18 protein-coding genes are annotated in these 17,933 nt (G+C 71.3%); 6 read left to right on the forward strand and 12 right to left on the reverse strand.

Annotated elements, in window-relative coordinates; all coding sequences use genetic code 11:
* Together ACR2FV_RS03580 and ACR2FV_RS03585 are read left to right on the forward strand one after the other, a co-directional pair.
* Window positions 1-271: hypothetical protein (locus tag ACR2FV_RS03580; protein ID WP_434014327.1), on the forward strand; the 271-nt coding region annotated here is incomplete at its 5' end.
* Between the two features lie 380 nt (window positions 272-651).
* Window positions 652-1,281 (forward strand): hypothetical protein, encoded by a 630-nt coding sequence (locus ACR2FV_RS03585; protein ID WP_434014328.1) that lies wholly within the window; start codon window positions 652-654, stop codon window positions 1,279-1,281.
* Between the two features lie 6 nt (window positions 1,282-1,287).
* Here the strand turns inward: ACR2FV_RS03585 and ACR2FV_RS03590 are convergent, their stop codons facing one another.
* On the reverse strand, window positions 1,288-2,172 hold the full coding sequence (locus tag ACR2FV_RS03590; protein ID WP_434014329.1) for an NAD-dependent epimerase/dehydratase family protein: 885 nt from the start codon (window positions 2,170-2,172) through the stop codon (window positions 1,288-1,290).
* A gap of 137 nt (window positions 2,173-2,309) precedes the next feature.
* Between ACR2FV_RS03590 and ACR2FV_RS03595 the strand changes: the two genes are divergently transcribed.
* Window positions 2,310-3,608 carry a hypothetical protein gene (locus tag ACR2FV_RS03595; RefSeq protein ID WP_434014330.1) on the forward strand — a complete coding sequence of 433 codons (1,299 nt, stop codon included), beginning with the start codon at window positions 2,310-2,312 and terminating at the stop codon, window positions 3,606-3,608.
* 4 nt (window positions 3,609-3,612) lie between these two features.
* Window positions 3,613-4,101: a Cys-tRNA(Pro) deacylase gene (gene ybaK, locus ACR2FV_RS03600; protein WP_434014331.1), complete on the forward strand. Its 489-nt coding sequence runs from the start codon at window positions 3,613-3,615 to the stop codon at window positions 4,099-4,101.
* Window positions 4,102-4,171: 70 nt separating this feature from the next.
* Here the strand turns inward: ybaK and ACR2FV_RS03605 are convergent, their stop codons facing one another.
* Window positions 4,172-4,636 carry an Lrp/AsnC family transcriptional regulator gene (locus tag ACR2FV_RS03605; protein WP_434014332.1) on the reverse strand — a complete coding sequence of 155 codons (465 nt, stop codon included), beginning with the start codon at window positions 4,634-4,636 and terminating at the stop codon, window positions 4,172-4,174.
* Window positions 4,637-4,657: 21 nt separating this feature from the next.
* Here ACR2FV_RS03605 and ACR2FV_RS03610 point away from each other — a divergent pair, with 21 nt between their 5' ends.
* Complete coding sequence (locus ACR2FV_RS03610) at window positions 4,658-5,593, forward strand: 5'-3' exonuclease (protein ID WP_434014333.1); 936 nt, start codon at window positions 4,658-4,660, stop codon at window positions 5,591-5,593.
* 91 nt (window positions 5,594-5,684) lie between these two features.
* On the opposite strand, the gene ACR2FV_RS03615 is transcribed toward ACR2FV_RS03610, so the two are convergent.
* The 6 genes from ACR2FV_RS03615 to ACR2FV_RS03640 are packed head-to-tail and all read right to left on the reverse strand — an operon-like array spanning window position 5,685 to window position 12,698.
* A complete protein-coding gene (locus ACR2FV_RS03615) occupies window positions 5,685-8,585 on the reverse strand; it encodes a DEAD/DEAH box helicase (RefSeq protein WP_434014334.1) in 2,901 nt (966 codons plus the stop codon).
* A 28-nt stretch (window positions 8,586-8,613) separates the two neighbouring features.
* On the reverse strand, window positions 8,614-9,492 hold the full coding sequence (locus tag ACR2FV_RS03620; RefSeq protein ID WP_434014335.1) for a diacylglycerol/lipid kinase family protein: 879 nt from the start codon (window positions 9,490-9,492) through the stop codon (window positions 8,614-8,616).
* 25 nt (window positions 9,493-9,517) lie between these two features.
* Window positions 9,518-10,333, reverse strand: a complete 816-nt coding sequence (gene tatC / locus ACR2FV_RS03625) for a twin-arginine translocase subunit TatC (protein ID WP_434014336.1) — start codon at window positions 10,331-10,333, stop codon at window positions 9,518-9,520.
* A 21-nt stretch (window positions 10,334-10,354) separates the two neighbouring features.
* Window positions 10,355-10,624, reverse strand: a complete 270-nt coding sequence (locus ACR2FV_RS03630; RefSeq protein ID WP_434014337.1) for a twin-arginine translocase TatA/TatE family subunit — start codon at window positions 10,622-10,624, stop codon at window positions 10,355-10,357.
* Window positions 10,625-10,680: 56 nt separating this feature from the next.
* A complete protein-coding gene (locus tag ACR2FV_RS03635) occupies window positions 10,681-11,646 on the reverse strand; it encodes a helix-turn-helix transcriptional regulator (RefSeq protein WP_434014338.1) in 966 nt (321 codons plus the stop codon).
* Window positions 11,643-12,698 carry a helix-turn-helix transcriptional regulator gene (locus ACR2FV_RS03640; protein WP_434014339.1) on the reverse strand — a complete coding sequence of 352 codons (1,056 nt, stop codon included), beginning with the start codon at window positions 12,696-12,698 and terminating at the stop codon, window positions 11,643-11,645. The genes ACR2FV_RS03635 and ACR2FV_RS03640 overlap by 4 nt, the downstream gene beginning before the upstream one ends.
* 35 nt (window positions 12,699-12,733) lie before the next feature.
* Here ACR2FV_RS03640 and ACR2FV_RS03645 point away from each other — a divergent pair, with 35 nt between their 5' ends.
* Entirely contained in the window at window positions 12,734-13,867 is a 1,134-nt protein-coding gene (locus ACR2FV_RS03645) for a DUF3866 family protein (RefSeq protein ID WP_434014340.1), read from the forward strand.
* On the opposite strand, the gene ACR2FV_RS03650 is transcribed toward ACR2FV_RS03645, so the two are convergent.
* From ACR2FV_RS03650 to ACR2FV_RS03665, 4 genes are all read right to left on the reverse strand, one after another.
* Entirely contained in the window at window positions 13,833-14,210 is a 378-nt protein-coding gene (locus tag ACR2FV_RS03650; RefSeq protein ID WP_434014341.1) for an FKBP-type peptidyl-prolyl cis-trans isomerase, read from the reverse strand. The two genes, ACR2FV_RS03645 and ACR2FV_RS03650, sit on opposite strands and share 35 nt — an antisense overlap.
* Before the next feature lie 37 nt (window positions 14,211-14,247).
* Window positions 14,248-15,324: an FKBP-type peptidyl-prolyl cis-trans isomerase gene (locus ACR2FV_RS03655; protein WP_434014342.1), complete on the reverse strand. Its 1,077-nt coding sequence runs from the start codon at window positions 15,322-15,324 to the stop codon at window positions 14,248-14,250.
* Between the two features lie 42 nt (window positions 15,325-15,366).
* On the reverse strand, window positions 15,367-16,770 hold the full coding sequence (pafA, locus tag ACR2FV_RS03660) for a Pup--protein ligase (RefSeq protein WP_434014343.1): 1,404 nt from the start codon (window positions 16,768-16,770) through the stop codon (window positions 15,367-15,369).
* Between the two features lie 132 nt (window positions 16,771-16,902).
* A complete protein-coding gene (locus tag ACR2FV_RS03665; protein WP_434014344.1) occupies window positions 16,903-17,151 on the reverse strand; it encodes a hypothetical protein in 249 nt (82 codons plus the stop codon).
* Window positions 17,152-17,933: the final 782 nt, after the last annotated feature.

The raw sequence follows: 17,933 nt of genomic DNA on the forward strand, positions 1-17,933 counted from the left end.
GTGGGTCGACCCGACCAGCCGCACCGACCCCGACACCCGCAACCAGCTCATCTACGCCGCCCTGTCCACCCGCACCGGCATGGACCAATGGCTCGAAGCCATCGACGACGACGAAGACGCCTGGCGCCACGGCCACGAACGCCCGCTGACCCTGTTCCACCACACCGACGGACGCCGCCGCCCCGGAACCCCACCCGGACAACCCGACCCCGACGAGCTCATCAACCCCACCCCCCCACCACCACCGGCCCACGACCCCCCACCCTTCTGATCACAAGGCTGACGAACGGCGAGTTGTGTCCCCCGCATGACCTGAGCAGAACACGCGATACCGGCAGCTGCCGGTCGTCGCACTCACCGGCAAAGCGGACGTCCGGCATGAACAGAGGCGGGGGTTCGGTCAGCCCCGCACGATGGGGCGGAGCCTCGTGAGTCGACCCAACCCACGCCGATCGTGCTGAGCTGGTAGTTCGCCAGCCGAACCCGGGCCGGCCTGTTCGTAGCGCGCCAGAAGTCGCTCACGAATCTCCTCGGGGCTGACCTGTGACCGTTGACGCTTGTCTCGCGCGATGATGGCACCAGCTGCTGCGACGCCGGCGACGCCGGCCAGACCGCATACCTTCCACACGTTCACGAGATGGAGACCTTTCCGTGCGAGACGCCGTGCTGAGTCTGGACGTAGCGAGCGAACTGACCCGCACCGGGGACCTCTGGCTGTTCCGGGGCCGCTCGACTGCCGACCAGGCTATCCGTGCGTTCACCAACGCACCGGTCAACCACGTCGGGATGGCGGTCGTGCTGGACGACCTGCCCCCGCTGCTGTGGCACGCCGAGCTCGGCCGGGGCCTGCCGGACGTGTGGACCGGCACCCGGCATCCGGGGGCGCAGCTGCACAACCTCGTCGACGCGGTGCAGCAGTGGAGCGGGCGATACCGGCAGCGCACCTGGTTGCGCCAGCTGCACGCCGAGGTCGACCGGGAGATGGAGGACTCGGTGTTGCGCACCATCGCCAAGACCGACGGCACCCCCTTCCCCGGCGCCACCACCCTCGCCGGCCGGTGGGTGCGCGGTCGGCTGCGCAGGGCAGCCGACGAGGAGGCGACCTACTGCGCCGAGGTGGTGGCCACGGCATACCAGGCGATGGGGCTGCTGCGGACCGACCGGCCGCCCAACTACTACGACCCGGGCCGGTTCTGGTCCGGTGATGATCTTCAGCTGCTTCACGGAGCCCAGCTCGGAGCCGAGATCCGGGTCGACGTTCCGCGTCAGGTCAAGGCCTAGCGGAAGCTAGACCCGGTCCCGCCAGTCGTGCTGCGGCCGGAAGCCGAGCACGTTCCGAGCCTTACGGTTAGTCATCAGCGCCTCGTGCTCACCGAGGTCATCATCGAGCGGGACCCCGGGGAAGTAGGTGCTGGCCAGCTCTCGGGCGCTCTGGTGCGCGACGTTGGTGTCGTTGGTGGCGTTGAAGACCTGGTAGCCCAGGCCGTCGTGCTGCACGCACAGGTCAACGATCTGCCCCAGGTCTCGGGCGTCGACGTAGTTGAACGCGTTGCGCCGTCGCACGCCCGGGTCCGCCAGGTATGTCGTGAGCTGGGCGTAGTCGCTCTCGTCCCAGACGTTGCCGATCCGCAGCGCGTAGATGTCGGCACCGGTCCGCTCGTGGAACGTGCGCGCGGTGGCCTCGTTGCACACCTTGGACAGGGCGTAGCTGTCCATCGGCGGACGCTGGGTGTCGTCCTCCCGCAGCGGCAGGCGCGGCGGGTCGACCACGCCGTCGGCGAAGCAGATGCCGTAGGTGGTCTCCGAGGACGCGAGGACGATCTTGCGCACCCCGAGCCGGGTCGCGGCCTCCAGCACGTTGTAGGTGCCGATCGTGTTGGTCCTGAAGCACTCGGTGTCGGCGGTCAGCATGATTGCCGGCACCGCAGCGAAGTGGACCACGGCGTCGATGACCGGCGGTCCCTCCCCCGCATCGAGCTCGGCCGTGTCGGTGTAGCTGAAGAACGCGCTCCATATCTGCCCGGGGTCGGTCAGGTCGGCCCGAATGTCATGCACGTCCTCATGACCCAGCGGCACCAGGTCGACGTTGAGGACCGTGTGGCCTTGGGCCGCCAGGTAGGGCGCGACGACACGTCCCGCCTTGCCGGATCCGCCGGTGAACAGGATGCGCACGCAGTGCTCCTTCATCAGATCTGGGTCGATGCCGGGTCCGGCCGGTCCCACCGTAGACCGGCAACGGGTATCCGCGCCTGGCGGGCCACCGAAATTCGGCCGCCCGCACGTCGTCGTTGCTCGCTACACTCCACCGTATGGCGACGTGCGCCCGTCTCGAGGTCGCTGCCGGACTCGCGGTCCTGCTGACGTCGTTGACGGCGACCCTCACTGCCGCGCCCGCTGTCGGCACCGTTGAGGCCAGCGACGCCGCCTTCCCTACCCGGGTCGCCGACTACTCCTACCTCACCGGCAGCGTGTCTGCCGCGCCCCCCGGCCGAGCCGTCGCAATCTTCCAGCACGGCTTCGGCGTGGAGTTCATGGACTACCCCCAGGCGGTGCTCGTCGGGGCGGACGGGACCACCTATCGCCGGGTTGACCTCGCGGAGCGCCTCGGCGGCCCGGAAGGGCAGGGGGACCCGGCGCCGTTGACCCTCTCCCCCGACGGACTGTCGGTGGCTGTCGGCGACTACGCAGCCGACGCCGCTGACCTCGCCGTGCTCGATGTGCGGACGGGCGATGTCGAGCGACACGCCGTCGGCGCGGCGAGGGGAGTAATCCCCCGAGCCTGGTCACCGGAACGACGGCAGCTGGCGTTTGTCAGCGGCGGCGAACCCTACAACCCCTACCAAGCGCTTCATGCCTCGTCACTCGAGGGCGATCTCGGGCTGCTCGACGTCGACTCCGGTGAGGTCCGGATGCTGCCGAACGCCGAAGGCGTCGGCCTTGTGGCGTACTCACCTAACGGGACCCGGCTCGCCGTCGAGCGCGGTCGCCGGATCGAGATCCGCACGCTAGACGGTGCGATCACGCGCACGCTGGCCCTCCCACCCCAGCACCACCTGGCCGGCCCCGCGGCATGGTCCCCCGACGGCGCGCTCCTGGCCGTCGGCAACGGGCATCCGCGCTGCCAGCAATCCGGGCCGGACTTCGATGAGCTGGCATGGGACGCGTGCCTGGCCGACACGGAGAGCAAGACGTTTCTGGATGCCACCGGTGGGCAGGGGCCGGTGCCTGACCCGCTCCTGGCGGGGTCCTCGGGCTTCGGACCGGTGCTGGGTTGGAGTGGCCCCCGTGAGGTGCTGGTGCTCGACGACGTGGTCCCCTCGGACCCGTCGATACGCGGCACCTACTGGATCACCGCGGCCCCTCTCGACGGGTCCGCGCCACGACAGCTGAGCACGGTGCCGGGCACCGGCAACTTCGGGGTCGGCTCCTTCCAGCTCGCCTCGGGGCTGGTGGCCGACCTGACCTTCGAAGAGATGGGCGGGCGCGCTGACCGTGGTCCCCTGCCCTTCTACCTCGCCGTGGCGCTGTCGCTCGCCCTGGGGGTGCTGACCGCCCGGCTGACCCGCCTCGCCCGATCGCGGCGCGCCAGCCGCCCGGCGGGTCGCTGAGCCCGTGGCGCGCAAGAAGGCAGGGGGCACGCCGGCGACCGTGGCATTGGAGCGGGCGGGTGTTCCGTTCGAGGTGCGGGCCTATGAACACGACCCATCGGCGGCGTCGTTCGGCCTCGAGGCTGCGCAGGCCCTCGGGGTCGATACTGCCCGCGTCTTCAAGACCCTGCTCGCCGACACGGATGCGGGGCTGGTCGTCGGCATCGTCCCGGTGACCGGATCCTTGGACCTCAAGGCCCTCGCCGCAGCCGTGAGGGTCAAGCGGGCGAGCATGGCCGACCCGTCGGTGGCCGAGCGGACGACGGGTTATGTCGTGGGCGGGATCAGTCCCATCGGTCAGCGCAAGCAGCTGGTCACCGTCGTCGACGAGAGTGCCCGGCAGCACGACACGGTGCTGGTCTCGGGCGGCCGCCGCGGGCTGGACCTGGAGCTCACCCCCACCGATCTCGTGGCCGTCACCAAGGGCCGTTACGCCGCCATCGCCCGCAGCTGACCGGCATCCGACCGCGCAGCGTGGGGCACCCCTTGAGCCGGCGCACGGCAGACCAGGGCCGGACCCTGGCTCACTCGGTCGGAACGGCGCCCTCGGGCAGCATCGCCGCGCGACCCTCCCACGGAGTGGAGAGCACCACCGTGGTGTGCGTGCTGCACTGCCCCTGCGCCCGGATCGTGGCCAGCAGCTCCTCCAGCTCCTGCGGGCGCTGCACCCGGACCAGCAGGACGTAGTTCTCGTCGCCGGCCACCGACCAGCACGAGACGATCTGCTCGATGTCGGTCAACCGCTCCGGTATGTCGTCCGGCGCCGCCGGGTCGAACGGCACCACCGAGATCAGGGCGGTCAGCGGAAGGCCCACCGAGGCATGGTCGATCTCGGCGCGGTAGCCCAGGATGGCGCCGCGCTCCTCGAGCCGCTTGACCCGCTGGTGCACCGCGGACGTCGACAGCCCCACCCGACGACCGAGGTCGGCGAAGCTCGTGCGCCCGTCCTGGGCCAGAAGGGTCAGGATGTGGCGGTCCAAGGGCTCCATGAGGCCCTAGCCTAGTGAGGCATGACCACCGGGACACGGCTGCTGCTCATCGACACCGCCTCGCTGTACTACCGCGCCTACTTCGGGGTCAAGGAGCCGCAACCCGGACCGGACGGAACGCCGACCAACGCCGTGCGCGGCTTGTGCGACATGCTCGCCACCCTGATCACCCGCTTCTCCCCCACCCATCTGGTGTGTTGCTGGGACGATGACTGGCGCCCGCAGTTCCGGGTCGAGGCGATCCCCACCTACAAGGCGCACCGGCTCGTCGAGGGCACGCAGGACCGTGAAGAGGCACCGGAGGAGCTGGGTGTGCAGGTCCCGATTCTGCGGCGGGTGATCGAGGCGATCGGCCTGCCGGTCCTGGGCTCCCCCGGCTACGAGGCCGACGACGTGATCGGCACCCTGGTGCACCAGCACCGGGCACGGATGCCCATCGACGTCGTGACCGGAGACCGCGACCTGTTCCAGCTGATCGACGACGCGGCCGGCGTGCGAGTCGTCTACACCGCCAGGGGCGGAGTCCGCGACGCCGACCTGATCACCCAGGCCGAGCTGCAGCAGCGGTATGCCGTGCCCACCGGCCAGGCGTATGCCGACATGGCAACGCTGCGCGGAGACACCAGCGACGGCCTTCCAGGGGTCAAGGGCATCGGCGACAAGACCGCAGCACAGCTGATCGCGGCCTACGGGTCACTGGCGGGGGTGCGCGACGCCGTCGCCGGCGGTGACCCGGCACTGAAGGGGGCGCGGCGGGCCAACCTGGAGGCGGCATCGGCCTACCTCGACGTTGCTCCCGTCGTCGTGCAGGTGGCCCGCGATGCTCCATTGCCACAGCCGCCGCTGACCCTCCCGCGGGAGATCGCCGACCCCGACACGGTGCAGCAGCACGTCGAGGCCTACGGCATCGGCGGCTCCGTGGGCCGACTGCTTACGGCGCTGAACCTGAGCGGCTAACCGCCGCAACATCCCTCGCGAGACGCTGGAAGGGCGCGCAACCTCCCAAGCAAAGTGCTGGGAAGGTGCACAACATCTCGAGCAGAACGAGTCAGTCGAGCCGGTCCGCTGCGACGACCCCGCGCAGCATCGCGTCGGTGGCCCGGCGGGCAGTGGCCGCCACCTGCCGCTGGGAGCCGGCGGCGACCTGCCCGGCCTGCGCGACCTGACCGAGCAGGTCGATCACCTGCTTGCAGCGGCGCACGAAGTCACCCGCCGACAGGTCGCTGTCGCGCAGCACCTCCTCCAGTCCCCGCCCGGAGGCCCAGCGGTGCACCGACCAGGCGATGCCGGCGTCGAGCTCGCCCGCCGAGGGCAGATGATGGCTGACCTCGCGGTCCTGCAGCCCCGACCAGATGGCCACCATTTCGTGGTATGCCTCGGTGACCTCCAGATTCGGCATTCGGGGCTGCAGGGTCTCCTCTCCGCGCGGCTCGTGGATCAGCACCGAGAGCACCGCGGCCAGCGAGGCTGCGTCCAGGCGCTGCCAGGTGCCCCGGCGCAGGCTCTCGGCGGCCACCAGGTCGTGCGCGGTGTAGAGGCGGCGCAGCCGCTGTCCCTCGTCGGTGACCGAACGCCCCCCGTCACTCAGGTAGCCAAGCTCGCCGAGCAGGTCGCAGATCCGGTCGAAGGTCCGGGCGACGGTGTGCGTACGAGCCGCGATCCGCCGCTGCAGGTCGTCGTTGTCGCGTTGCAGCCGCCACCAACGCTCGGACCAGCGGGCGTGGTCCTCGCGGTCCTGGCAGGAGTGACAGGGATGCCGTCGCATCTCGGCGCGCAGCCGGTCCAGCTCCTCCTGGGTCCCGGTGTCCTGCTGGTCGCCGTCCGGTCGGCCCTCGCCGCCGTCGCTGGGGTCCCGCCCACCCTGCGGCTCGCGCGCCCGCTGGTGTGCGTCGTCGGGCACCGTGGTGCGCAGCGTCGCGGCCAGGTCCTTGCGCGACTTGACGTTGCGGGGGTTGAAGCTCGCCGGGATCCGCATCGTGGTCAACGGCACCAGCGGACGCTCCAGCTCAGCGGCCCCCAGCCGGCGCAGCTGCCCCTCGCTGGTCAGCACGGCGGGCTCCGCTCCACGGCCGCCACCCTTGGCCGGGGCGACCACGACGGCCATCCCCCGGCGCCGGCCGCCGGACAGGTGCACCACCTCGCCGCGGCGCACCCGCTCCAGGCTGACCTCGATCTCGGCCCGGCGGCTCGCCGAGCGTCGTCTGGCGGCGGTCTTCTCGACGTCCCCGATCCGGTGCCGGATCCGGGCATACCCCGCGAAGTCCCCGCGGTCGCAGATCATCGCCTCGGCATACCCCTGCATCGCGTCCTCGTTGCGGCGCAGCTGTGTGGTCAGCCCCACGACGCCCCGGTCGGCCTGGAACTGCGCGAACGAGGCCTGCAGCAACTCGTGGGCCTGGTCCCGGCCGAACTGGGCGACCAGGTTGACCGCCATGTTGTAGCTGGGCCGGAAGCTGGAGCGCAGCGGGTAGGTGCGGGTCGAGGCCAGCCCGGCCACGTCCCACGGATCGACGCCGCGACGGTGCAGCACGACGGCGTGGCCCTCGACGTCGATGCCTCGGCGCCCGGCCCGCCCGGTCAGCTGGGTGTATTCAGCCGGGGTGACCGGGGCGTGCTGCTCACCGTTGAACTTCACCAGCTTCTCCAGCACCACGGTGCGGGCCGGCATGTTGATGCCCAGGGCGAGGGTCTCGGTGGCGAAGACGGACTGGATCCGGCCAGCGGTGAACAGCTCCTCGACGACCTCGCGGAACAGCGGCAGCATCCCCGCGTGGTGGGCGGCGTAACCGCGGCCCAGCCCCTCGACGAACTCGTGATAGCCCAGCACCCCCAGGTCGTCGTCACCGACGTCGGCGACCCGCTCCTCGACCAGTCGCCGGATCGCAGCGCCGGCCGCATCCGGAACCAGCCGGGTCCCGCGCGCGAGCAGCTGGGTCACGGCAGCGTCACACCCTGCCCGGCTGAAGATGAAGGTGATCGCCGGCAGCAGCCCGGACTTGCCGAGCTGCTCGATGACCTCGGCTCGGGACGCGACTCCGCCGGAAAGCCCTCCCTGCTGCCCGGTGGGTCTGCCGTGTCCTGCCTGGCCGCCGCGCGGACCGCCCGTGTCGCGTCCACCTCGACCCCGACTCGGTGCCCCGCGGCGCCCCCGCGGTCCCCCGGCGTCCTCTCGACGCCAGCCCGAGGCGCGCTCAGCGGAGCTGATCCGCTGCAGCAGGTCGGGATTGACGCGGGTGGTGCCCTCGGTCTGCCCGGCCACCGTGCCCGGCTCCTGCACGAACACGTCGTAGAGGTCCTTGCCCACCATCATGTGCTGCCACAGCGGCACCGGCCGGTGCTCAGAGACGATGACCTCGGTGTTGCCGCGCACCGTGCGCAGCCAGTCTCCGAACTCCTCTGCGTTGCTGACCGTCGCGGACAGCGACACCACCTGCACCGACTCCGGCAGGTGAATGATGACCTCCTCCCACACCGCCCCCCGGAAGCGGTCGGCCAGATAGTGCACCTCGTCCATGACCACGAAGCCCAAGCCGTTCAGTGTGCGCGACCCGGCATACATCATGTTGCGCAGGACCTCGGTAGTCATCACCACCACGGGCGCCTCGCCGTTGACCGAGGAGTCCCCGGTGAGCAGGCCGACCCGGTCGGCGCCGTGCTTGGCCACCAGGTCGTGGTACTTCTGGTTGGACAGCGCCTTGATCGGGGTGGTGTAGAAGGCCTTGCGGCCGGTTTCCAGCGCCAGGGCGACGGCAAACTCCCCGACCAGGGTCTTGCCGGCTCCGGTGGGGGCCGCCACGAGCACTCCGGAACCGTCTGCGACCGCCTGGATGCTGCGCTCCTGGAAGTCGTCGAGTTCGACCTCCAGCGTCGCGACGAACCGGCCGACCGATGAGGACTCCCGCTGTGCCCGGGCCCGGGCGGCTGCGAACCGCTCCGCTGGAGAGGACATGCCGCTCAGGCTACGTCAGCGTGCCCGCTCAGCGGCGAGGCACCAGCACCTCGAGCGCCGCGGGCCGCACCCGGCAGGTCAGCGGCAGGGGCGCCAGCGGCTCCCCGTCGCCGAAGGCGGTCAGGTCCGGCCCCTCGATCCGCATGACGCTGCCCCGCCGGACGTGCACGGCCGGATGCCGGGTATGTCGTCCGCGGAACACCGCCGCCAGCAGCCGGAGCGCCTGCGTGGGCCCGACCGGGGTGATCACGACCAGGTCCAGCAGTCCGTCGCGGGGGTCGGCGTCCGGCGCGATCCGCATGCCCCCGCCGAAGACCGGCAGGTTGCACACGGCCACGACGAGCGCCTCCGTCTCCCACAACGCTCCGTCCACGTCGAGCCGGTAAGGCTGAGCTCCCAGCCGGGGCACCTCAGCGAGGGTCGCGGCGGCGTAGCGGGCCGGGCCGAGCGCCGAGGACATCCGGGAGGACCGGTCGGCGATCCGGGCGTCCAGCGCCGCGGGCACCGATCCGACGACGAGGCGGCCCGGTGGGTCGGCGGCGATCAGGTCGATGCGGCGTCGCTGCCCGGTCAGCAGGGTGCCGACGGCATCCTGCGCCTTCATCGGGATGTCCAGGGAGCGGGCCGTGTCGTTGCCGCTTCCGGCGGGGACGATACCGAGCGCGGTCGGGGTGCCGGCGCAGGCGTCGGCGGCCAGCGCGACCAGACCGTCGCCGCCGACGACGACCAGGACGTCCGCCCCGTCGGCCACCGCCTCGCCGGCGACCCCGCGAGCCGCCTCGGCGCTGGACGCGCTCAGCCCGCTCACCTCGGCGGACGTGGCCGACAGCGCGGCCATGACCCGCCTGCCCACGGCGGCGGCCCCGCCCCGGCCGGAGCGGGGGCCGTGCAGCACGGCATACCTCATGCCTGACCTGTCCGGTCGTGGCCGTTCACAGCTCGCTCGCCTCGTCGTCGGCGGCGGCCAGCCAGTCCGGGTCCTTCTTGCGACGGCGCCGCTCGTTGAGCGTGGACACGCCCACGGCCCCGACGTAGAGCAGCATCATCGGGGTGGCCAGGATGAACATGGTCCAGGCGCTGGGGTCGGGGGTCGCGAACGCCGAGAAGACGAGGATGACGATCAGGGCGATGCGCCACCCGCTGCGCATCGCCGCGACCGGGAACAGCCCGATGCTGTTGAGACCGACCATGAACACCGGCATCAAGAAGGCCAGGCCGAAGGCCAGCACGAAGTACAGCACGAAGTTGAGGTAGACGATCGCGTCCTGCAGGTTCTGCGAGTCCTCCGGGGCGAAGGACAGCAGGATCGCGACCGTGCGGGGCAGCGACCAGGCGGCGAGCAGCGCACCGGCGAAGAACAACGGGACCGAGGCGACCCCGAAGAAGATCGCCAGACGCTTCTCGCGCTTGGTCAGCCCGGGCAGCAAGAAGGCCCAGACCTGCCACAGCCAGACCGGGCAGGACAGCAGGATGCCGACGAAGATCGAGATCTTGAGCTGCAGCGAGAACGGCGCCGTCAGCGTGGTCGCAAAGTTGAGCGGCACCAGCGGGTCGCCGTTGCTGTTGCGCAGCTCGGTCACCGGGTCGCTGATGAAGTCGATGATCAGGTCGTAGTAGATCCAGCCCACAACGCTGCACAGGAGTGCTGCGACGAGGGCGACCGTCAACCGGTTGCGGAACTCCGTGAAGTGCTCGCGCAGGGACATCCGTCCCTCGGGGTCCCTGATCCGGCCGCGCAGGATCGCCACGGTGCTGAACCGGCCGCGGGCTCAGCCGCGCCGGGGCTCGTTGTCGTCGTCCCTGCGCTCCGGACCGCTCTCCAACCGGCTCGGCGGCGCATCGGAGCGGCGGGAGCGGTCCCGGTCGGTGGTGTAGTCGTCGTCCGGCTCGTCGTCCTTGTCGGTGAGCTGCTCCACCTCGGACTTGAAGATGCGCAACGAACGTCCCACGCTGCGGGCCATGTCGGGCAGCCGCTTGTATCCGACCAGCAGCACGATGAGCAGGACGATGACCACGATCTGCCACATGCTCGGTCTCACGGTGAGAACCTTCCTCGTCTGCGGTCTGGCGGCGGTCATCCGCCGGTGGTGCCAGTCTACGCCGGATCGGCAAGGGCCTGGCTAGCCCCGGCCCGCACCGAGGCCACCAGGTGCGCCGGCTCGAGCACCCGGGCGGTGCCGCCGAGCTGCCAGACCAGCCGGGTCAGCCAGGCCGGGTCGGCGGTGCGCAGGTCGACCACCAAGGACCCGTCGTCGCGACGCTCCGCGTGCTCCAACGGGAACTGCTCGGCCACCCAGGCTGCCGCCGGCTCCAGGTGCAGCCGCACCACCTCGTCGTCAGGACTGGGCCGGAACACGCCAGGGCCGACCTCACGTGGCCTGGCCTGCTCCGGTGGGGTGCCGTCGACGTCGAGGAGCTCGATCGTCTCGACCCGGTCGAGCCGGAAGAGCCGGGTGTCCTCGGCCCGGTGGCACCACGCCTCGAGATACCACCGGCCATCCACGCTGAGCAGTCGCATCGGGTCCACATCGCGCTCGGTCGTCTCGTCTCGTGAGGCCACGAGGTAGCGCAGGTGCAGACGCTGGTGTTCACGCAGCCCGCTGCGCGCAGCGGCCAGGACCCGCTGCTCGAGCTCGTCGCTCTCGACGGCGACGGTGAGGGAGGCTGCGGCGCCGGCCGCCTCCCCGGCCGCGGCCTCCAGCTTGACCAGGGCGCGGTCGACCGCGTCGTGCTCCTCGATCCCGGGGACGGCCGCCAGGGCGCGCAATGCCACGATCAGCGCGAGCGCCTCGTCCCGGCCGAGCCGCAGCGGATGGGCGATCTCGGCGGCGTTGCCGACGTAGACCTTGCCGTCCTCCCAGGACGCCTCGATCAGGTCATCGGGCATGTGCCCGGGTGTGCCGCAGACGAAGAGCAGCTGCAGGTCGGCGACGACCTGCTCCTCGCTGACCCCGAACGTGTCCGCCGCCAGGGCCAGGTCGATCCCCTGGTGTCCCATCAGCCAGGGCACCATGGTCAGCAGGCGCCCCACCCGATCGGTGGCGGACTCGAAGGTGCTCACAGGGCCTCCTGGTGCACCCGGACGACAGCCAGCAGCCGTTCGCGCACGGCGTGGGCAAGGTCGGCCGGCTCGACCACCCGGGCATCCGGGCCCAGTCCCGCGACCTCGGCGACCAGGCCCGGCCGGGTGACGTCAGCCACCACCACACGGTCCCAGCCGGCGCTGGTCTCGACGCCCTCGAGGTGCGCGTCGCTCGAGGTGATCTCGGCCGCCCGACGGCGCAGGCTCTGCCCGGCACCTGCCCGCACCAGCACGGTCGCCCGCACGGTCTCCTGACCCTCCTGGGTCGCGGTGATCATGGCGCGAGGGTCGTGGTCGACCGGCACGGCATACTCTCCGGCGGGGCCCTGCGTGCTCACCGAGCCGGTGAACCGGTCCAGCCGGAAGACCCGCGGTGCGTCCCGGCGCAGGTCGTGTGCCGTGAGGTACCACCGACCGTGCCAGCTGGTCAGCGCCCACGGCTGCACGCTCCGCGTCTGTGCCTGCGCCGCTCCCCCGCCGCGGTAGTCGAACCGGATCGGCGTGCGGGTCAGCACGGCGTCGCGGACCTGCTCGAAGGCGGGCTCGGTGGTGTGCAACAACGGCTCGATGCCGAAGATCCCCCGGGTGTCGCGCTCCACGCCGGCGGTGTCCAGCTTGCGCAGCGCCTGGGCAGCGGGCCCGGCGAGACTGGCCTGGGACCAGGCGCGACTGGCCAGCCCGATCACCGCCAGCTCGTCGGGGGCGAAGTCGATCTGCGGCAGGCGGTACTCCCGCTGGTCGATCCGGTAGCCGGTCTCGTCGTCGAACATCGGGTCGAGCGCCTCGGTGCGCAGCGGTATGCCGAGCTCGCGCAGCTCGTCCTTGTCGCGCTCGAACATCCGGTCGAACGCCTCGGCGCTGCTGTCCTGGTAGTGCGGGACCAGGGTGCGGATGCGCGCCTTGCTCAGCGGCCGCCGGGTGTAGAGCAGCGCGATGGTCAGGTTGAGCAGGCGCTCGGTCTTGGCGGCGGCGGGGCTGGGCCTGGTCTCGGCAGGGCCGCGGGGTGCGGCGGCGGAGCGGCTGCGGGCCATGCTCCGACGCTACCTGACACCGTAGGGTGCGGCGTGTGATCCGGTGGTCCGAGGGTGTCGTGCGCCGTGTGCTCGACCGGCGTGCCGGTGTCCTGGAGGTGGAGGTGGACACGGCTGGGGTCGACGGGGCCGTGCCCGCGCTGGCCTATCTCGACCTGGTCGGCGAGCCCCGCCCGGGCGACCGGTGCCTACTCAACACCACGGCCTGGGATCGGGGTCTGGGCACCGGCGGCTTCGCCCTGGTCGTCGCGCTGCCCGACCGCCTGCCCGCCCCTGCCGATGCGGGTCCGGGGCACCTGGTCAAAGCCCGCTACACCCCGCTGCAGACGATGGTCCAGGGAGCGGATGAGCAAGAGAGCCCGCACCACGCGGCTCTGCGGGACGCCGACGTCGAGCTCGCCGGTATGCCGGTGGTCGCCGCAGACCTGCACTCCAGCCTTCCCGCGGTGGTCGCCGGGGTCCGCTCGGTGGATCGCGCCCTGCGGGTGGCCTACGTGATGACCGACGGGGGCGCGCTGCCCGCGGCGTTGTCCCGCACTGCACCCGCGCTGCGGGAGGCAGGCTGGTTGCAGGCGGTGGTCACGACCGGGCAGAGCTACGGCGGAGACCTGGAGTCGGTGACGGTGCATACCGGGCTGCTGGCCGCCCGGTATGTGGTGGACGCCGACATCGCGGTCGTGGTGCAGGGACCGGGCAACCTGGGCACCGGAACCCGGTGGGGCTTCTCCGGGGTGGCGGCCGGCGAGGCGCTGAACGCTGCAGCGGTGCTCGGCGGCCGGCCGGTGGCCGCACTGCGCGTCTCGGGGGCCGACCCGCGGGAGCGGCACCGCGGGATCTCCCACCACAGCGCCACGGCATACGGCCGGGTCCTGGCGCATCCCGCGGACCTGGTCGTCCCCGTGCTGGCCGGCTGCGCGGGGGTCGGCGACGAGCTGGCCGAGGGGGTGCGGGCACAGGCTCAGGCGCTCGCCGCCGACACACCGCACCTGCGCCCGGTGCAGGTCGAGTGCGCCGGGCTCGACGCCGCGCTGACCGACGTGCCGGGAGGGCTGTCCACGATGGGACGCGGCTACCCGCAGGACCCGGCGGCGTTCCTGACCGCCGCCGCGGCCGGTGTGCACGCCGCTGCGCTGGTCAGGCAACGTCCTCCAGGTCGACCACGAAGATGAGGGTCTCGCCGCCCTTGATGACGTTGCCGGCCCCGCGGTCGCCGTAGCCCAGGTGCGGCGGGATCGTGATCCGCCGCCGACCGCCGACGCGCATCCCGATCAGACCCTCGTCCCAGCCCTGGATGACCTGCCCGACGCCGACCTGGAAGCGCAACGGCTCACCGCGGTTCCACGAGGCGTCGAACTCCTCGCCGGTGGACCAGGACACGCCGACATAGTGCGCGCTGATGGTCGCTCCGGGCGTGGCCTCGGAACCTTCGCCGAGCTCGTAGTCGTACAGCTCGAGGTCCCCCGGCGGGGTGTCGCCGGGGAAGTCGATCTCGGGCTTGGTCTTCTCGCTCATGGCTGCCCTCCAGGGGTCGGGACGGTCGGGTCGGGACTCAGTTGGCGCTGAGGATGTCGATGACGAAGACCAGGGTCTCGCCGGCCAGCGGATTGGCGTTGGGGTCGGCCGTGGCCGTCGCCGCGGCATCGTCACCGCTCGGAGCCTCGCCGTAGGCCTGCGCCGGCGGGATGACCAGCAGCACCCGGGAGCCGACCGGCTGGCCGACCAGACCTTCGTCCCAGCCGGGGATGACCTGGCCGGCACCGATGGTGGTCGTGAATGGCTGGCCAGCGGTGTAGGAGGACTCGAACTGCTCGCCGTCGGACCACTTCACGCCGGTGTAGTGCACGGTGATGCTCTGGCCGGCCTCGACCGTGGCCCGCTCGCCCTCGATGAGCGGCTGGACGACCAGCTCGCCCGGGGGATCCTCGCCCTCCGGGACGGTGATCTGCGCGGGGCTGGTGCCGTCGGCCTCGACCGTCGGCAGACCGGCCGGCGGTTCGACCGTGGTGCCCTCCGCCTGGCTCAACGGGTCGACTGCGTCGACGATCTCCATGTAGAACAGCACGGTGTCGGCCGGACCGATGCCCAGACTGGGGTTGCCCTGCTCGCCGAAGCCCTCCGCTGGGGGCATGGCCAGGATCAGCTCGGAGCCCACCTTCTGCTTCGGGAGTGTCTCGACGAAGGCCGGCAGCAGGCCCTCGGTGCCCAGGTTCATCGCCACCGTGTCCTCGGTGGGGAACGTGGACAGCAGCTCCTCGCCGTTGGAGCCGTTGACCGCCAGGTAGCGCACGGTCACCTCCTGGCCGCTGGTCACCTTGGCGCCGTCACCCTCGGTGAGGCTCTTGGACTCGGTGGCCTCGACGCCGAAGGGCAGATCGCCGTCGGCGAAGGGTGCTCCCTCCAGGGTCAGCCCGGGCACCTCAGTGCCGTCCTCACCCTCGGTCGTCTCGACTCCGACGTCGGCCAGGTCACCACCGGTGATCGGGCTGGTCGTTGCTGCGTCGTCGGGACCGGCGGAGGTTGCGCTGCTGTTGTCCGCGTCGTCGGCGCCCTCGTCGCCGCCGCAGGCGGTCAGCAGGATGATCGGGGCAGCGACTGCGGCGAGCAGCCGGAGACGGGGAGAGCGCACGCGTATTCCTTGATCGTCTGGGGGTGGGGATCGGGGCCCACCCTACAGCGCGGAGGCTGGGCGCCCACTGGGTGCAGAGCTGCGGATCAGCTCGATCAGGTCCTCGACCCGCTGGTCCTGAGCCGCGAACGGATCCTTGCACAGCACGGTGCGCTGAGTGGAGTCGTTGAGCTTGAGATGCACCCAGTCCACGCTGAAGTCGCGCCCGTGCTCCTGCGCCGCGCGCACGAAGTCGCCGCGCAGCTTGGCACGGGTGGTCTGGGGCGGCGTGGTGGTGGCGGTCTGCACCCGGTCGGCGCTGCATACCGTGGCCGCTCCCCCGCGCCGCTGCACGATGTTGAACAGCCCCCGCTCGGGGTGAATGTCGTGCCAGGCCAGGTCGAGCTGCTGCATCCGGGGGTCGGTCAGGCTCAGACCGTGCCGTTCGGCATAGCGCTGCAGCGTGTGCCACTTCATCACCCAGTCGATCTCGGTCTCGACCCGCTCCAGCTGCTTGGAGGCCACCGCGTCCAGGGTGCGCTCCCACAGCTCCAGCGCCCAGGCGTAGGGCTGCTCGGTGGCCAGCCCGGCCTGCTGCGCGTGCGCCCGGACCAGACCGAGCAGCTCGGTCTGCAGGTCGACGGCGCTGAGCAACCTGCCGGAGGTGAGCGCGAACAGGTGCGAGCCGGTCATGTCCCGGCTGATGTCGCGGATCGCCCGGATCGGGTTCTCCAGGGTGAGATCGGGCAGCACCGTGCCGGCCTCGATCGTGCGCAGCACCAGGTCGGTGATCGCCACCTTGAGCTTGGTGGTGGTCTGGCTCATCGTGGAGTCGCCGACGATGACGTGCAGCCGGCGATAGCGCTCGGCGTCGGCGTGCGGCTCGTCCCGGGTGTTGATGATCGGCCGGGACCGGGTGGTCGCCGAGCTCAGCCCGTCCCAGATGTGGTCGGCCCGCTGGGAGACCAAGTATGTCGCCCGCTCTCCGGTCACGTGCAGCCGCCCCGCCCCGGTCACGATCTGCCGCGTGATCAGGAACGGGATGAGCGTGTCGGTGATCCGGGACAGCTGGCCCTTGCGCTCGATCAGGTAGTTCTCGTGGCAACCGTAGGAGTTGCCGCGGGAGTCCACGTTGTTCTTCAGCACGTAGACCCGGGCCTCGATCCCCTCGGTCGCCATCCGGGCCTCCGCGTCCATCGCCAGGTCGTGCAGCACCAGCTCGCCGGCCTTGTCGTGGGCGACCAGGTCATCCACGTTGTCGCACTCGGCGGTGGCGTACTCCGGGTGCGAGCCGACGTCGAGGTAGAGCCGGGACCCGTTGCCGAGGAAGACGTTGCTGGAGCGCCCCCAGCTGACCACCTTGCGGAACAGGTATCGCGCCACCTCATCGGAGGACAGGCGCCGCTCCCCCGGGAAGGCACAGGTCACCCCGAACTCGGTCTCGATCCCGGTGATCCGCCGCTCCATGACACCAGGGTAGGCGCCACCCCTGAGGAACGCGCAGGTCCGGGGGTGGTTCGCAGCCGCTCAGTGCTGCCGCGTCCGTGACGGCACGTGTGTCCACCGTATGCCTGGTCCGGGTGCGCAGGGCCCTGCGGCTCAGCCGCGCCGGCGCAGGTCGGGCCAGCGCTGCTCCCAAGACTCGGTCGGCCCGGTGCACCGCCACACAGGTTCCCCCTGCTCCTCGTTGTCCAGCCCGACCCTGTTGTCGATCGCGGCGACTCGGGTGCACCGAGCGAACCACGCTTGCAGGTCGGACTGCGCGAGCCCGACAGCGACGACCGTCTCGGTCTGTGGTGGCGGGGGGCCGAGGTCCCACAGGCTGTGGTGCCCGCTGTAGACGGGCACGTCGGTGCGCAGGTGGTGGATGGCCCCGCCTCGCCGTAGTTGCCGGCCAGCACGACGGGGTGCTCCGCGGCGGGCACGGTGTCGTATGCGGTGGTCACGGTGTCGTATGCGGTGGTCACGGTGTCGACGAAGGCCGGCCAGCCCACCGTCTCGCCGGCGTCATAGTTGACGTCCACGACCGGGGTGGCGGCGCCCGCCCACCAGGGCGCTCCCCCGTCCAGCAGGGCGCGCACCAGCAGCCAACCCAGCAGGGTCCACCACAACAAGTCGAAGGTGGAGGTCGACAGCAGGTGCCCGACCGCCAGCACGATCGCCGAGCCGGCCATCGCGACGGCCGCCAGCACCTGCCCACCCCGGCGTGCTCCGAGCTCACGGGCGGTCAGCCCGGTCAGCCGCACGAAGTAGAGCTCGTCGCGGTGGTAGCCGTAGCCGGTGCTGGTGGCGACCAGCAGCAGCGCTACAGCGAGGGCGACGCCGCTCAGCGACCGCCAGGCGACCGGGGCGCGCGCTGGGCCTCAGGGTAGGCGTGCAGGGCCCGCAAGCCTAGAAGGTGCCTCCCACCGTGCATCGATCGCAGCGCAGCCGGCCGGACCCAACTCCGGCCGGCGTGCCCGACTCGTGCCTCCGGTGGACCACTGATGCCCTGCGCGCGCAGCGCATCAGTGGTCCCGAGAGGGCAGGAGTCGGCGGTAGGGAGCTGGTGCCACCATCTGCTCGTGGTGGTCAAGAAGCTGCACCAGATCTGAGCGCGTTGGCCGCCGCAAGTTCGCCGGCTGACCAAG

This window comes from Ornithinimicrobium sp. (assembly GCF_051004135.1).
Lineage (GTDB): Bacteria > Actinomycetota > Actinomycetes > Actinomycetales > Dermatophilaceae > Ornithinicoccus.

Coding starts and splice junctions, on each gene's coding strand:
- ACR2FV_RS03640 (WP_434014339.1), bottom strand. CDS start 12,698: ATGGCCCGCAGCCGCTCCGCCGCCGCACCCCGCGGCCCTGCCGAGACC.
- pafA (WP_434014343.1), bottom strand. CDS start 16,770: ATGGAGCGGCGGATCACCGGGATCGAGACCGAGTTCGGGGTGACCTGT.
- ACR2FV_RS03610 (WP_434014333.1), top strand. CDS start 4,658: ATGACCACCGGGACACGGCTGCTGCTCATCGACACCGCCTCGCTGTAC.
- ACR2FV_RS03620 (WP_434014335.1), bottom strand. CDS start 9,492: ATGAGGTATGCCGTGCTGCACGGCCCCCGCTCCGGCCGGGGCGGGGCC.
- ACR2FV_RS03615 (WP_434014334.1), bottom strand. CDS start 8,585: ATGTCCTCTCCAGCGGAGCGGTTCGCAGCCGCCCGGGCCCGGGCACAG.
- ACR2FV_RS03595 (WP_434014330.1), top strand. CDS start 2,310: ATGGCGACGTGCGCCCGTCTCGAGGTCGCTGCCGGACTCGCGGTCCTG.
- ACR2FV_RS03605 (WP_434014332.1), bottom strand. CDS start 4,636: ATGGAGCCCTTGGACCGCCACATCCTGACCCTTCTGGCCCAGGACGGG.
- ACR2FV_RS03650 (WP_434014341.1), bottom strand. CDS start 14,210: ATGAGCGAGAAGACCAAGCCCGAGATCGACTTCCCCGGCGACACCCCG.